Here is a 15,602-nt window from a genome sequence, read left to right as displayed (position 1 = left end):
GTAAATATAATTTAGTCATTATATCTTTAGAGTTTCAAAGTAGTATAATTTTAGTAAAAAATATGCGGTATTAATTGTTTTGAATTTGACCACATAAATATAAGATAGATTACAAGAATAGGTTGAGGTAAAATAGATTCTGCCAGTAGTTTTGATTGAATCGAATTGTTTTTATGCCAATATCCATGTAATTTTAGGAATTATTTTTTAGCCTTAATAATGATGGAAATAAATAGGAAAAGAGAGAGTAAATTTTAAATAATTTTCTAAAACGATTTACTAAAATTTATAGCTTTCAAAATAAAGCTTCTTGATTGAAAGGGCGTATAAAGAGTGATTGATTTACAGTATAATATAGGCAACAACTAAGTATAATATAATAATAGCAAGAAAATGAAACTAATACGTTTTGGAGAAGTCGGAAAGGAAAAACCAGGTATTTTAATCGGTGAAAAAAGATTTGATGTTTCATCAATTGTAACTGATTACAATGAAGCATTTTTTGAAAATAATGGATTGGAAAAATTAAAGAAAGCGTTGGAAAGCAATCCTGTTTTACCGGAAGTAGATGCAGCCGTTCGATTGGGATCTCCGGTAGCCAGACCTTCAAAAATTATATGTATCGGGTTAAACTATGTGGACCATTGCCTTGAAACCAATGCTCCAATTCCGGAAGAACCGATAATTTTTTTCAAATCAACTACTGCTTTATGTGGTCCAAATGATGATGTTATTATACCAAAAAACAGCGAAAAAACAGATTGGGAAATCGAATTGGCTTTTGTGATAGGCAAAAAAGCGAGTTATGTGGAAGAGGCTGATGCTCTGGATTATGTGGCTGGATACTGTTTGCATAATGATTACAGTGAAAGAGCTTTTCAAATAGAACGTGGCGGACAATGGGCCAAAGGAAAAGGATGTGACACATTTGCTCCACTTGGGCCCTTTTTGGCAACACAAGATGAAATTGTAGATGTCAACAATTTACGAATGTGGTTAACGGTTAATGGAAAAATATTCCAAAGCAGTAATACATCTAATTTGGTTTTCAAAATTCCTTTTTTAGTACATTATTTAAGCCAGTTTATGACTTTGCTTCCAGGTGATGTAATCAGTACGGGAACTCCTCCAGGAGTTGGTTTGGGAATTAAACCAGAGCCTATTTACATCAAAGCAGGAGATGAGATTGAATTAGGAATGGAAGGATTAGGGTCAAGTAAACAATTGGCTGTAGCTTACAGTAAATAAATTACGGTTGTAAAAATACATTCTTGTATTGGAAGTTATAGTAGACGCATTTCATATTCATTAAAATATAATTGTAGTTATTTATGAAAATTGACAGTCATCAGCATTTTTGGAAATTTCATCCGGTAAAAGATTCTTGGATTAATGATGATATGAAGATACTTCAACGGGATTTTTTGCCCTTAGATTTACATTCATTGCTACAAGAGAATAGTATCGATGGCTGTGTGGCTGTTCAGGCAGATCAAAGTGAAGAAGAAACTCATTTTCTATTGGAATTGGCCTCCGCAAATGATTGGATCAAAGGAGTTGTGGGATGGATTGATCTTAGATCTGAAAATTTAGAAGATCGATTACGATATTTTTCACAATATAAAAAGCTGAAAGGTTTTCGTCATATAGTGCAGGCAGAACCCGAAGATGATTTTTTGTTAAGAGATGATTTTTGTGCGGGAATATCAAAATTGGCAAAATATAATTTCACCTATGATTTATTGATTTTTCCCACGCATTTGCCTTATGCTGTTGAATTGGTAAAACGCTTTCCACAACAGTCTTTTGTGATAGATCATTTGGCAAAACCAGACTTTAAGCAATCTGATTTTTCTCTTTGGGAAAAAGGAATTCGTGAAATTGCAAATTGTCCAAATGTATTTTGTAAAGTATCAGGTTTAGTTACTGAAACCGATTGGCACAGCTGGAAAGAATCGGATTTTACCTATTGTCTGGATGTCGTTACAGAAGCTTTTGGAGTAAATCGTTTGCTTTTTGGTAGTGATTGGCCAGTAAGTTTACTTGCTGCATCCTATGAGCAATCTTGCGAGATTTTAGTGCATTATTTTTCGAAATTTTCAACGGAACAACAAGATAAATTCTGGGGAGGAAATGCAATAGAATTTTATAATTTATAAATAAAAAACAGTATCATAATAAATCAAAAAATGTTAAAAAGCAATATAGATAAGTCGACGGGATTTGAAAAAAGATTTGAGAACATCAACACCGTAGTTTTTGACAACTCAACTTCGGCTTCGGTGGCTGTTGCAAAAGAAATAGCAAATCTTATCCAACTAAAACAGGAAAACAACCAATCCTGCGTATTGGGATTGGCAACGGGTTCTTCCCCAAAAGGGTTGTACGCTGAATTGGTTCGTTTGCACAAAGAAGAAGGACTGAGTTTCAAAAATGTGATTTCATTCAATTTGGATGAGTATTACCCAATGGAACCGGATTCCATAAACAGCTATGTGCGTTTTATGAAAGAATTGCTGTTTAACCAGGTTGATATTTTACCTGAAAACGTCCATATTCCCGACGGAACTTTGTCAAAAGAGGAAATCGCGGATTATTGCGCCGATTATGAAGCCAAAATAGAGGCTTTGGGAGGCATTGATTTGCAGATTCTGGGAATTGGCGGTAACGGTCATATCGGATTCAATGAATCGGGTTCGTTGCAGAATTCCAAAACGAGATTGGTCGCATTGGATCATATCACGAGAGTGGCAGCAAGTGGCGATTTCAAAGGGTTAAGCAATACTCCAAGAACAGCAATCACATTAGGTGTTAAAAAAATAATGGAAGCCAAACAAGTTATTTTAATGGCTTGGGGCGAAGGAAAATCGAACATCATCAAAGCCTCTGTAGAAGGTACAGTGACCAATCAAATACCGGCTTCCTTTTTGCAGGAGCACAAAAATGCCCTTTTTGTTTTGGACAAAGAAGCTTCCTCAAAATTGACCAGAATCAACACTCCTTGGTTGGTTGAAAAAATTGTGTGGACCGACAAATTGATTCGAAAAGCAGTATTAGGGTTGGCCCTTCATTTAAAAAAGCCAATTCTGATGCTTACCGATGCGGATTACATCGAAAACGGAATGAGCGATTTATTGGCCGATTCAGGTCCAGCGTACGACATCAATATCAAAATATTCAACAAATTACAGAATACGATTACCGGATGGCCTGGAGGAAAACCCAATGCAGATGATTCCAACAGACCCGAAAGAGCAGAACCATCCAGAAAAAGAGTACTGATTTTCAGCCCGCATCCAGATGATGACATCATTAGTATGGGAGGGACTTTCATGAGACTGCAACAGCAGGGACATGAAGTGCATGTAGCTTATCAAACCTCTGGAAATATTGCCGTTGCCGATGATGAAGCCTTGCGATTTGCACGTTTTGTTTGTGATTACAATGAAAAATTTGCAATACAAAGTACTGAAGCGGAGGACATCTATAAAAAGGCCGAAGCTTTTCTTAAAAACAAAAAAGTCAGTAAAATAGACATTCCGGAAGTTCGATACTTGAAAGGGCTAATCAGAAAAGGAGAAGCCCGAGCAACGGCTCACTTTGTAGGTTTGCCAGACGAACAAATTCATTTTATGGAGCTTCCTTTCTATGAAACGGGAACCATTGAGAAAAGACCTTTGGGAGAAGAGGACATCCAATTAACCATGAATCTTATCGAAAAGATAAAACCGCATCAAATCTATGCGGCCGGTGATTTGGCGGATCCGCACGGTACACACAAAGTGTGTTTGGACGCCATTTTTGAAGCCACCAGACGCCTTAAACCAAAAGATTTTATGAAAGATTGCTGGGTTTGGCTTTACAGAGGTGCTTGGCAGGAATGGGGAATCGATGAGATCGAGATGGCTGTGCCGATGAGCCCGGATCAGGTATTGGAAAAAAGACAGGGAATATTCAAGCACCAATCCCAAAAAGATGGTGTGGTTTTCCAAGGATCCGATGCTAGGGAATTCTGGCAAAGGGCCGAAGACAGAAATAGAGAGACCGCCATGTTTTATCAACAACTGGGACTTGCCACGTACGCGGCTATGGAGGCCTTTGTTAGATGGGAATATTAGTAAAAATTCAATAGTAATAAATAAATTAAAATATAATCATGGTTAGATCATTTATCGTTTCACTTCTTTTATGCAGCGCATTGTCGTTTGCACAGGAAGTAAATATCATTCCCCAGCCAGTACAAGTTACCAGAAACACAGGGGATTTTGTAATTAACACTAAAACAAGTTTGGTTGTTACCATTAAAGAGGATAAGTCTACAGCGGCTTTCTTGAATAAATATTTATTGGATTACTATGGTTTTGAATTGCCGATAGTTAAAAAAGCTGATAAAAACTCCATTAAGTTGAAAAGTGGCAAGCACGCCGAGGGACTAAAAAGCGAAGGCTATAGTTTAAAATCAGATGATAAAGGTGTTGTAATTAATGGAAATTCGCCAATTGGTACTTTCTACGGAATGCAAACATTGATTCAATTGTTGCCTGTTGAAAAAAGCAATAGTCTTACAATTGCATCAGTAGATGTGAAAGACGAACCTCGTTTTGTGTATAGAGGTGCTATGCTGGATGTTGGGCGTCACTTTTTCCCAGTTGCTTTTGTTAAAAAATACATCGATTATTTGGCTTTCCATAAAATGAATTATTTTCATTGGCACCTAACCGAAGATCAGGGATGGAGAATCGAAATAAAAAAATACCCTAAACTTACCGAAATAGGTTCCAAAAGAAATGGATCCATTATTGGCCATTACCCAGGTACAGGAAGCGATAATACTCCAGAAGGAGGATTTTACACTCAAGAAGAAATTAAAGATATTGTAAAATATGCTTCTGATCGTTTTATTACGGTAATCCCAGAAATCGAAATGCCGGGACACAGTAGCGCTGCCATTGCCGCTTATCCACAGTTGAGTTGTTTTCCAGAAGAGAAAACCCAACTTTCAGATAAAATGATTTCGGATAAGAGCAAACAAGAATTGGCAAACGGAAAAACTAAAATTGTTCAGGAAACATGGGGTGTTTTTACGGATGTGTATGCTCCAACTGAATATACATTTAAATTTTTGGAAGATGTTATCGATGAGGTGGTGACATTATTCCCTTCAAAATACATTCATGTTGGTGGAGACGAATCTCCTAAAGATGATTGGAAAAGAAGTGAGTTTTGTCAAAAGATGATAAAAGAAAAAGGATTGAAAGACGAGCATGAACTTCAAAGTTATTTCATCCAAAGAATGGAAAAATATATTAATGGCAAAGGAAGAACATTAATAGGCTGGGATGAAATTCTAGAAGGTGGCCTTGCACCAAATGCAATTGTAATGAGTTGGAGAGGAGAAGCTGGCGGAATAACAGCAGCACGAGATAAACATCAAGTAATTATGACTCCAGGAAGTCACGTTTATTTAGATCATTCCCAAACCAAAAATGAAAAGGAAGTTACCATTGGTGGTTTTACGGACTTAGAAAAAATCTACAGTTATGAGCCAGTTCCAAAGGAATTGAATGAACAAGAAGCTAAGTATGTTTTGGGAGCCCAAGGAAATGTTTGGACAGAATACATGCAAAATCCTGCCAAAGTGGAGTACATGATTTTCCCACGCTTGAGTGCATTAAGCGAAGTTTTGTGGTCTCCAAAAGAAAACAAGAACTGGTCCGATTTTCAAACAAAAATAAAAACCCAGAAAAAAAGATACAGTTTGTGGGGCGCGAATTATTTTAAAGAAAAAGAGTAATGTTGAATAAATAAAAAAGAGCATTGTTTTAAAAGTTTGTTAGTTAAAAAAAGGGTTTGACATTTAAAAAGTCAGGCCCTTTTTTGAATTTTGTCATGCAGATAGTTTTTTTATGGATGCAATGCTTTTCAGAAATCACTTTAGTTACTGTAATAAATTCAAGCCAATGGTTTATATTGCATACTAAAAAATAGGGATATGAATGATTTAAAAAAATCCAGCAATAAAACCAAAGCTGCAATTGTTTTGCTGATTGTTATGGTTATTATATTAATTAGCAATTTTATCAGACTGCAAAACTCCCAAAAAGCAAACGAAAATATCAATGCACTCTATAATGACCGATTGGTGGTTGCTCACTACATCTTTCAGTATGACAATGAACTTTATTCCATAAAAGCAAAGGCTCTACAAAGTGAATTTAATGACTTGCAAAAAAAAGCTGCTATCGCGTCTGCCATACAACGTATTCATAAAATTGACAAATTGTATTTGAATACATTTTTGACTCCCAAAGAAAAAACATCCTTTGTGTCCTTTTTGGCTTCTTGCTCAGCTATTGAAATAGAGTCGCAAAACAATAACTGGGTTCAAGTGATCGAATCCGGTGACCAGGCCTTGAAAACGCTAAAATTGTTATCACAAATCCAGATTAATGAAGCTAAAACCAAACTGGAAAGCTCCAATTCCATTCACAGGGATAACACGACCTGGTGTGAACTTCAAATTGCTTTATTGGTGGTTTTAGGCAGTTTCGCATTATATTTGCTACTCGCAAAGAAAAAAAAGATTCGAGTTAAAATACCGGAATCTCCAAGTATGAATTAACGACAACGGGTAAAATAACGCAACTGCAAAAACTCAATTTCATGGATTGCGACCAATTCATTTTCTGCCTCGAAGCTGTTCCCGATGTAGAGATACGTACCACTACCGAAGTGGTTAAAAATCTGGAACAGTTAGCGATAGAACAAGGTATAGCAAGCATTTATAAAACCTGTGACACCATTGAAGGATTAGAAGACAGTTTGAATGCATTACTTTATCATGACCATAATTTTACCGATTACGAAATCATATATTTGGTAATGCCTGGAAAGGAAAACAGCATTTGCCTTAATAATTATTACTACAGTATAGAAGAAATAGCCGAAATTTTTGAAGGCAAAATGAAAGGCAAAATCATCCATTTTGCCAATGCAAAAATATTGGACTTAGACGTAGAAGAAGCACAATACTTCTTAGATATTACGGGAGCATACGCTGTTTCGGGTTATGGTGCGAAATATAATAAAATAGCTAGTTGCAGTACGATAGACAAGGCTTTCTTTAGTTTATGCCAAGAATATGATGATGTAGTGGAAATTGTGGAAAAATTATATCAAAAGCACTATGCTCTATGTAAGTTGTTGGATTTTAGGCTGTATTATTAGTTAATGACTTCGGAAAAATGAACATCCCTTTTGAAGTATCTTTGTATTATAAACTTCAACAATAATGATTCTTTATATCAAAAATATGGTTTGCAACCGTTGCAAAATGGTTGTCAAAGCAGAATTGGAAAAACTCGGCATAACTCCACTCAATATTGAATTGGGAGAAGTAACCATTGAAAAAGATTTGGATGCCTCAGAAAAAGAACGATTGGATCTTGTACTCAAAGAATTGGGTTTTGAATTAATCGATGATAAAAAAAGCCGATATATTGAAAAAATAAAATCCTTAATCATTGAATTGATCCATGAGCAAAACAATGACTTAAAAATAACTTTATCGGATTACTTGGTGCAAAACGTGTATCACGACTATTTTTATCTTTCCAATCTTTTCTCCGAAATTGAAGGAACAACTATTGAGAAATACTTTATCGCCCAGAAAATCGAAAGAGTAAAAGAATTATTGGCTTATAAAGAATTGTCTTTGGGTGAAATTGCTTTCCAGTTGAATTATTCCAGTGTTGCCCACTTGAGCAATCAATTTAAGAAAGTCACAGGGCTTTCGCCAAGTCATTTTAAAAACATACGATTAGGAGGAAGAAAATCTTTGGATGAAGTTTGATGTTGTTAATGAAAGTTTGCGGCAATTTTTTGTTCTAAATGTGTTTTAAACAAAAAAAACGCAGCCCATTACGGAATGCGTTTGTATCAACTTAAGAAACGATTTTATTTATCGATTGACCCGAGAACTCTTTTCATGAAAGTGTTTAGGGCTTCTTTTTTGTCGGTGCCTTGTTGTACCATTTTGTGGACTTCAATGGCGCCATACATGTTTGAAATCAATTCTCCGATGACGTCCAATTCTTCATCTTTCAATGAGGGAATTTCGGTCATGGCTTCCAATACTTCGATGGTTTCAATGATGTAATCCTGATCGTTTTCCTCGATGAACTGGGTCAGGTGTTTTATTACGGGTAACTTCATTTTTAGATTTTTAGATTGCTGGATTTTTAGATAAAAGATTCAAAAATCTAACGGTCTAAAATTCCAATGATTGATTTAAACAATTTCATTAACCAATTCGATTAAAACTTCTTGTTTGTTGGTTTGGGTTTCGTTTACCAATTTTCCATTTACGAAAGTGGCGAAAGTAGGCAAATTGCTTACGTTGGCTAGTTTTCTGGATTCTGGAGAATTCTCGGCATCTACCAAAACAAATGAAATTCCATCATTTTCTGAAGCCAATTTTTTGAATTTTGGTTTCATGATTCTGCAATTTCCGCACCATGAGGCTGAATATTGAACCACCACTTTTTCGTTTTGTGCTATTAAAGCCCCTAACGTATCTTCGTTTAATTCGATTAACATAGATTTTTATTTTAAGTTGCTAAGATTCTAAGTCTCTAAGTTCCTAAGTTCAAAAAAAACTCAGAATCTTAGCGACTTAGTAGCTTAGTGTCTTTTTTAAATTAGTTAAGACTTAAATATTCAGCAGTACTTTTTCTGTCAGCATTCATTGCTTCTTTACCAGCTTCCCAGTTTGCAGGACAAACTTCACCTTTTACTTGAATGTGAGTATAAGCATCAACCATACGTAAATATTCGTTTACGTTACGTCCTAAAGGCATATCATTAACGCTTTCGTGGAAGATTTTTCCAGTCTCGTCAATTAAGTAAGTAGCTCTGTAAGTTACGTTTGATCCTTCGATAATAACTGAATCTGTATCTTCGCTGTAGCTAGTAGATTCGATGTCAAGAATTCCTAAAATGTTAGCTAAGTTTCTGTTTGTATCTGCAAGAATTGGGTAAGTTACACCTTCAATTCCACCGTTGTTTTTTGGAGTATTTAACCAAGCAAAGTGTACTTCGTTAGTATCACAAGAAGCTCCAATTACGATTGTGTTTCTTTTTTCAAATTCCGGTAAAGCAGCTTGGAAAGCGTGTAATTCTGTTGGACATACAAAAGTGAAATCTTTTGGGTACCAAAACAAAAGTACTTTTTTGTTGTTTTTTGTAGCTTCCTCGAAAATGTTGATTTTTAAATTATCACCCATTTCTGAAATAGCGTCTACTGCAATACTTGGGAATTTTTTACCTACTAATGACATTTTTTTAGTTTTAAAGTTATTTTATGCCGCAAATATAATAGATATAAAAAGGTGTTTTAAATAAATTTTGATTATTAATATTTATTTAGTGATAGTGTTTGGTTATTGATAATTGTTAAGTACCTGTGATTGAAACCGGTAAGCTTCCTTTTCCTTTTTTGTCTTCCAATAATTGTTCAGCAGCACTTTCCTGAAATTCCACAAAATCTTGGTACATCTCCACAATTCCGTTGGTGTGTTGCAAATTTGGGATTACTTGCAAAGCATATGGGTTTCCAAAAACATAAAGAATGCATTTTTTGGTTTGAAACAATTGTCCTAAAAATTCCAAAACTGAATCTTCCAGATCGAATTTATTCAAAGGTTTTGCTTTGGGAACAAACAAAGAAATAAGTATGGTGTCAAATGGTTTTAGATCTTCTACGAGTGTTGTGTCAATTAAGTCATTGGCATTTTCAATCGCATATTCAGGGGATGGCAAGATGGGACCTAAGGTTTTAAAAAATGGATTATCGATAGGTTTGTAAATACTCAATTTAGCCAGACGTTCCCTGTTTTTGGCATCAAAAAGAACCACAGAACTGTTGTTGTCCTTGAGGTCGGTAATGCAATAATCGGCTATTTTTCGATTCAATTCCGAAGTGATTTTAAAGTCAAAATCAGCAGCAGGACTTGGATTTTCGTCAAAAAGACCCGCTTTTTGTTTGCATTTCATAATGCGGTTCAAACTAGCCTCGATTCGCTCCGGACTTGCATTTTTTAATATTTCCTGAATCCCTTCGGCTACGTTTTCGGCAAAACAAAGGACGTCGTTTCCTGCGTTGAAAGCTTCCCATTCCAGTTGGCCTTTAACATCATATAATTTGGAAACACTATGCATATTCAAAGCATCCGAAATAACCAAACCATCATAGCCCAATCGTTCGCGCAAAAGAGATTCAATAATGTTTTTGGATAAGGTTGCCGAAGTTTCCTTTCCGTCGTTCAAAGCGGGAACAGCCAAATGACCAATCATAATGGAATCAACTTGGTTTTCGATCCCTTTTTTAAATGGAACCAATTCATTTTCGAGCAATTGCTCTAAATTTTCCTCTAAAATAGGTAAGCCCAAATGGGAATCCACATTGGTATTTCCGTGTCCTGGGAAGTGTTTCAAACAGCCTAAAATTCCAACATCCGACATTCCTCGAAGGTATTCCAAAGCATACTGTGCCACTTTTTCTTTGTTGGAACCAAAAGAACGGTACCCAATCACCGGATTGTTAGGGTTGTTATTGATATCGGCCAATGGAGCCAAATTGTAGTGAATCCCCGCCGATTTTAAGTCCAATGCAATTTGTTTTCCCACTTGGTACACCAAGTCGATTTTCCTTTCTGGTAATGCGCCAAGGGTAATGGCATAGGGATATTGCGGTGTTTTTTCTACCCGCATGGCCAAGCCCCATTCGGCATCAATACTCATCAATAGGGGAGTGGTGGCACATTTTTGATAACGTACAATCAGGTCTTTCAAACGTTGATAGCTATCGTCATTGAATTCTACTTTTTTCTTGCTCTCATAGTTGGTAGCCGCACTGGCTCTGCTATGAAAAAACGTCAATCCACCAATGTTATGTTCCTTGATTAACCGTTCCGTTTCCTGAATATTCTCTTCCGTGTCGTTGATGAAAACGGCAGGAAAAAAGAATTGTCCTATTTTTTGTTCTAGTGTCATTTTAGTCTTTTATAAGTTCCTCACTTTTAAGAATTTTGAAATTGATGCTCGCAAAGTCGCAAAGACGCAAAATGAAACGGCTATCAATGTTCTTAAATAGATAAAATGTTATTATTAAAATTCAAATTTATGTTAGTGTTTTCTCTTTTGCGTCTTTGCGACTTTGCGAGAAAATAAAATAATAATTTTGTGTGAATTTAAACTTTCTTTTCTTCAACTTTCTTTCCAAAATCAGCTGGATACTTTAGAAATTGAGATAAAATTAAACCCGGAATTGTGGCACAAAATACCCAGATAAAGAAGTTTCCGTATCCTAAATATTGCTGAATGTAACCGCTTAGCATTCCTGGAAGCATCATTCCCAGAGCCATAAAACCTGTAGCTATGGAATAATGTGAAGTTTTTGATTCGCCATCGGCTACGTAAATTAAATACATCATAAAGGCCGCAAAACCAAAACCGTATCCGAATTGTTCTATCACTACTGAAAGGACTACGTATGGATTGTAATGAAAAACTGAAGAGGTCAGGTTTAAGTAAAAAGGATCTAAAGAATATTCAATATAGGGAAGGTTCATATTAAAAATAATTTCAGGATGAAAATGAGAAATCAAAATGAATCCAATAATAGGTAAGTGCATTGCTAAAATCATTGGAAGCATCCATTTTCCTAATCCATCTCTTGATATTACAAAGCCTCCAATTAACCCTCCAACAACTAGTGCAATAACCCCAAAAATACCATAAATAATTCCATAGTCCATATTGGATATACCCATACCTTTTTTAGGAATGGCATCGGAATTACCTTTTTCCTTAATTAATTCATCAATAAACTTTGTTCTTTTTGACATTACATCATTATATGTTGTGACATCATCTTTAGGTATTTTTTTTAAATCTAATGCTGTTTTTTCATTTTGCATTACAGCTAATATTGGTAATTCAGAATAGATTAATTCTAATTCGGTTTTAGATGATTCTCCTCCATTTTTGATGATAGAATAATAAGATTGCAACGCTGCTTTTTGTTTTATATTTGCTGCGGATTCATCTAATTCATACTTAATAGGTTCTACTAAAAAAGGATTAAGCATTTTTAATAATTGAGATTCTCCTAATCGGAATAGTAAAATAAATGCCAATATCAGAACTATTTGTTTTTTTTGAAAAAAAGTAGCGAAAACTTTGCTGAAATTGGGTTTTGTTTTAGTTTCTAATTCTCCATTAGTTTCTGTTTTTGGAGTAAAAAAGAAATTATAAATGGTAATAGCAATCATAAAAATAGCTACAAATATCATTGTGTATGACCAGGCTTTATGTTTGTCTCCGTATGCAATTTCCAGATATCCTGCTAAAATCACAACTAATCCATTTCCTGTTAGTATTGCAATTTTATAAAATGTACTTCGAATTCCTAGAAAGAAAGATTGTTGTTCTTTTTCTAGAGCCAACATATAAAAGCCATCGCTCGCCACATCATTGGATGCCGAAGCAAAGGCAGCTACCCAAAAGATAGCTAAACTCAATATGAAGAAATTACTGGCAGGAATAATAAAACCTACTATTAAAAAGGCAATCGAAATAAATAATTGCATACTTAAAAACCAGTTTCGTTTGGTTCCGTGTAAGTCAATAAAAGGACTCCAAAGCGGTTTGATTACCCAAGGTAAATACATTAAGCTTGTATATACTCCAATATCTTCATTGCTAACACCAAGGCTTTTATACATAGTTCCTGAAACAGAAAGAATAATTGCATACGGGAATCCCGAAGCAAAATTTAAAAACGGAATCCAATACCAAGGTTTGTTGTCTTTCATTTGTTAAAGTGGGTTTAAAAAAGTTTAAAAGTTTAAAAGTTTAAAAGGTTTAGTTCGTTAAACCAATTCTTATTTAGTTTGCGTTTCTACTTGTAAATCGATTATGGTCTCAGGACTTTCGTTGGCATAATAATCCACGAAAGTAAAAGCAAAGGCCGTTTTGCCAATCATTTTATAATCGGGCACTTCGATGCTGAAGCCTTCATTTTCTTCTGTGACAGCAATTTTATCCAGAATTTGTGACGCATCATTTATGTTTATTTTAGAAGCATCTTTGGCACCGTACACCACTATATATCTAACTTTTGACAGCAATTTTGGTTTCTGAAAAGAGATATAATAATTGGCTGTGTCCTTTGTGATGGAATTGATAGCGAGTGTTTCTGTAATTGCCTTTTTGAAATTAGGAACCGGCAATGGCAATGCTGGATATTTGTATTCATACTCTTGAAGTACTTTGACCACATCCATATTTTTGTTCATAAACCATTTGGCACTAAAAAATCCATTTCCCTGCACGTTAGGATAAGAACGGGTAAGGTCAATTTGATTCGGAATTTCGAATTTATTATTCCAGTGTTTATCAGAATCGGCTTTGATTTTGTAGGTGCTGTTCCCGACATACAATGCGGTGTTGCTTGGCACATTTTCAGACCACCATTTCATTAATTTGGCATACGAAGCCGTTTTATGGTCAATGCTCCAGTACAATTGCGGTACGATATAATCAATCCAGTTGTTGTTCATCCAATCAACAGGATCTGCGTATAGGTCGTCATAATTGGTTTGTCCTGAAGATGTATCGGAACCTTTTGGGTCAACCGATTTGTTGCGCCAAACCCCAAACGGGCTAATACCAAATTGTACCCATGGCTTTAGTTTTTTGATGCTGGAAGAAATATTTTTGACAAAAGTAGTCACATTGGAACGTCTCCAATCCGCAAGGGAAAGTCCGTTTCCAAACTTTTGATAGGAAGCAGCGTCATTAAATTCGATTCCTTTTATTTTGTAAGGATAAAAATAATCATCAAAGTGTATGGCGTCAATATCGTATTTTATCACCACTTCTTCAACAATCGATGTTAGGTGTTGCTGCACTTCGGGCAGGGCAGGGTTGTAATAGTATTTGCCACCATATTCAATCATCCATTCGGGATGTTTGTAATAATCGTGGGTTGGACTTAAGGTTTCGGTTTTCAAGTCGAAAGTCGCACGGTAGGGATTCAGCCAGGCGTGGAATTCAAAACCACGTGCATGGGCTTCGGTAATCATCCATTCGAGTACGTCATAATTTGGGTTTGGTGCTTTTCCTTCCCTTCCTGTCAGGTAACGGGACCAAGGCGCAAGTATCGTTGGATATAACGCATCACCCACAGAACGAATTTGGACAATTACTGCATTGTAATTGAGTTTTTGATAGGTGTCCAAAATGTCGATAAAATCAGCCTTTTGTTTCTCCACCGAATCCATACTGCTTTTTGGCCAGTCGATATTGACAACAGTGGCAATCCAAACGGCTCTAAATTCGTTTTTTGGGTGCATCTCTCTTTTTTGGGCATGCCCAATTACAGCAAAAAACAGGAGATATATAGTTGGGAATAACAGGGACTTCTTTAAGATCATTTTTACTCTTTTTATAAAGAAATCAAAAGTAGTTTTTTTAGCTAAGTTTATTAAATTAATTGGTAATAAAATTAGTCATACCGTTTTTGTTTTGCATCATTGCTAAAAAGTATACTAATGTGCCTTATCCAGCTATCCACTATAGCCCTCCATTAGAACGCTTTTTTTTACTAGCAACTCCAGGAGCTTCCGCCGGTCGCTCTGTAGTAGCTGTAAAAAATAGTGTTCCAATTCTCGCGGCTGCCGCTGCTATCTGGGGCAGGGATTGAGTGTGTTGATGAAGCTTTTTTGTGATGATTTGAAAAAAACTTAATAATAAAGTTAGTCACGGGAAAAGGCGGGAGACATTTGGCATATTTTTATGGTTTTTGATGAACTTTAAAAAGCTACGCAAAGTCATGAGACTTTGCGTAGCTTTTAGAGATATACACTTCGTGGAGTGGGGCGATCGGGGTATTATGTCTCTTTCTTTTTAATAAAAAAAATTGGCTCAACATCAAAAGCAAATCCCTCAATAGGTTTACGTTCTTCCCATATTTCTTCCATTTCATTTTCTTTAGCTTCATAACTGGGATCATATCCGTGATGCGGAAAATCTCTAAAATGCTCTTGAGCTTCTTTTAGCGGTAATAACGTAAAAATGTCTTCAAAAGAATTCTCTATAAAAAAAACAAACCCTTTATATTTGCAATAAGTCGAAACTTGATAAGCCGAAACAATTTCATTAATGTCAAGATCTATATATATCTTTTCTTTAAGTTCTTTTTGAGTATATTTTTTAAATCCTAGGTTTAATAAATTTTGGCTTATGCTTGCCTGTAATCTATAACTATTATCTTTTTCAAAAAACCTATATTCCCCTCCTCTATATTTAGCGTAGCAATCATTTCTAATTTCCATATTCATAAATTATTTACTAACAAATTTATTTAAATCTTTACTATAAATACCTCTTAAGATTTCAGAACCATTATTATATACCTCCCATAATTCGGCTCCATCCTCAAAATAATTATTGTATCCATCCAACAACCATTCTGGTGCACCTAATCTTCCTTTATTACCTGATGAAAATCCATGGTTTGTAAATGGAAATTTATTTTT

General features: G+C 35.4%; 14 protein-coding genes. 7 read left to right on the top strand and 7 right to left on the bottom strand.

Annotated elements, in window-relative coordinates; genetic code table 11:
• Positions 1-393 precede the first annotated feature (393 nt).
• From C8C85_RS00940 to C8C85_RS00910, 7 genes are all read left to right on the top strand, one after another.
• Positions 394-1,248, top strand: coding sequence for a fumarylacetoacetate hydrolase family protein (locus tag C8C85_RS00940; protein WP_116795395.1), 855 nt, complete (start codon positions 394-396; stop codon positions 1,246-1,248).
• An 83-nt stretch (positions 1,249-1,331) separates the two neighbouring features.
• Entirely contained in the window at positions 1,332-2,159 is an 828-nt protein-coding gene (locus tag C8C85_RS00935; protein ID WP_116795394.1) for an amidohydrolase family protein, read from the top strand.
• 30 nt (positions 2,160-2,189) lie between these two features.
• Positions 2,190-4,118: a glucosamine-6-phosphate deaminase gene (gene nagB, locus C8C85_RS00930; RefSeq protein ID WP_116795393.1), complete on the top strand. Its 1,929-nt coding sequence runs from the start codon at positions 2,190-2,192 to the stop codon at positions 4,116-4,118.
• A gap of 38 nt (positions 4,119-4,156) precedes the next feature.
• The gene (locus tag C8C85_RS00925; protein ID WP_116795392.1) at positions 4,157-5,794 is read left to right on the top strand and encodes a beta-N-acetylhexosaminidase; all 1,638 of its coding nucleotides are present in this window, start codon (positions 4,157-4,159) and stop codon (positions 5,792-5,794) included.
• A 198-nt stretch (positions 5,795-5,992) separates the two neighbouring features.
• Entirely contained in the window at positions 5,993-6,622 is a 630-nt protein-coding gene (locus tag C8C85_RS00920; protein WP_116795391.1) for an MCP four helix bundle domain-containing protein, read from the top strand.
• A 41-nt stretch (positions 6,623-6,663) separates the two neighbouring features.
• A complete protein-coding gene (locus C8C85_RS00915) occupies positions 6,664-7,227 on the top strand; it encodes a DUF6642 family protein (protein WP_116795390.1) in 564 nt (187 codons plus the stop codon).
• A gap of 64 nt (positions 7,228-7,291) precedes the next feature.
• Positions 7,292-7,852, top strand: coding sequence for an AraC family transcriptional regulator (locus tag C8C85_RS00910; RefSeq protein WP_173504251.1), 561 nt, complete (start codon positions 7,292-7,294; stop codon positions 7,850-7,852).
• A gap of 104 nt (positions 7,853-7,956) precedes the next feature.
• Here C8C85_RS00910 and C8C85_RS00905 read toward each other — a convergent pair whose 3' ends face one another.
• The 7 genes from C8C85_RS00905 to C8C85_RS00875 form a co-directional block, all read right to left on the bottom strand.
• A complete protein-coding gene (locus C8C85_RS00905; protein ID WP_077378508.1) occupies positions 7,957-8,214 on the bottom strand; it encodes a DUF6952 family protein in 258 nt (85 codons plus the stop codon).
• A gap of 75 nt (positions 8,215-8,289) precedes the next feature.
• Positions 8,290-8,598, bottom strand: coding sequence for a thioredoxin family protein (locus C8C85_RS00900; RefSeq protein WP_111410302.1), 309 nt, complete (start codon positions 8,596-8,598; stop codon positions 8,290-8,292).
• Between the two features lie 101 nt (positions 8,599-8,699).
• Positions 8,700-9,338, bottom strand: a complete 639-nt coding sequence (locus tag C8C85_RS00895; RefSeq protein WP_077378516.1) for a peroxiredoxin — start codon at positions 9,336-9,338, stop codon at positions 8,700-8,702.
• A 115-nt stretch (positions 9,339-9,453) separates the two neighbouring features.
• Positions 9,454-11,052, bottom strand: coding sequence for a glycoside hydrolase family 3 protein (locus C8C85_RS00890; RefSeq protein WP_116795388.1), 1,599 nt, complete (start codon positions 11,050-11,052; stop codon positions 9,454-9,456).
• A 197-nt stretch (positions 11,053-11,249) separates the two neighbouring features.
• A complete protein-coding gene (locus C8C85_RS00885; protein WP_116795387.1) occupies positions 11,250-12,875 on the bottom strand; it encodes an MFS transporter in 1,626 nt (541 codons plus the stop codon).
• Positions 12,876-12,944: 69 nt separating this feature from the next.
• Positions 12,945-14,498, bottom strand: coding sequence for a glycoside hydrolase family 10 protein (locus C8C85_RS00880; RefSeq protein WP_116795386.1), 1,554 nt, complete (start codon positions 14,496-14,498; stop codon positions 12,945-12,947).
• Between the two features lie 456 nt (positions 14,499-14,954).
• Positions 14,955-15,398: a guanylate kinase gene (locus C8C85_RS00875; protein ID WP_116795385.1), complete on the bottom strand. Its 444-nt coding sequence runs from the start codon at positions 15,396-15,398 to the stop codon at positions 14,955-14,957.
• Positions 15,399-15,602: the final 204 nt, after the last annotated feature.

Source organism: Flavobacterium sp. 103, from assembly GCF_003096795.1.
Taxonomy (GTDB): domain Bacteria; phylum Bacteroidota; class Bacteroidia; order Flavobacteriales; family Flavobacteriaceae; genus Flavobacterium.
This window is presented reverse-complemented; position numbering and strand designations above follow the sequence as displayed.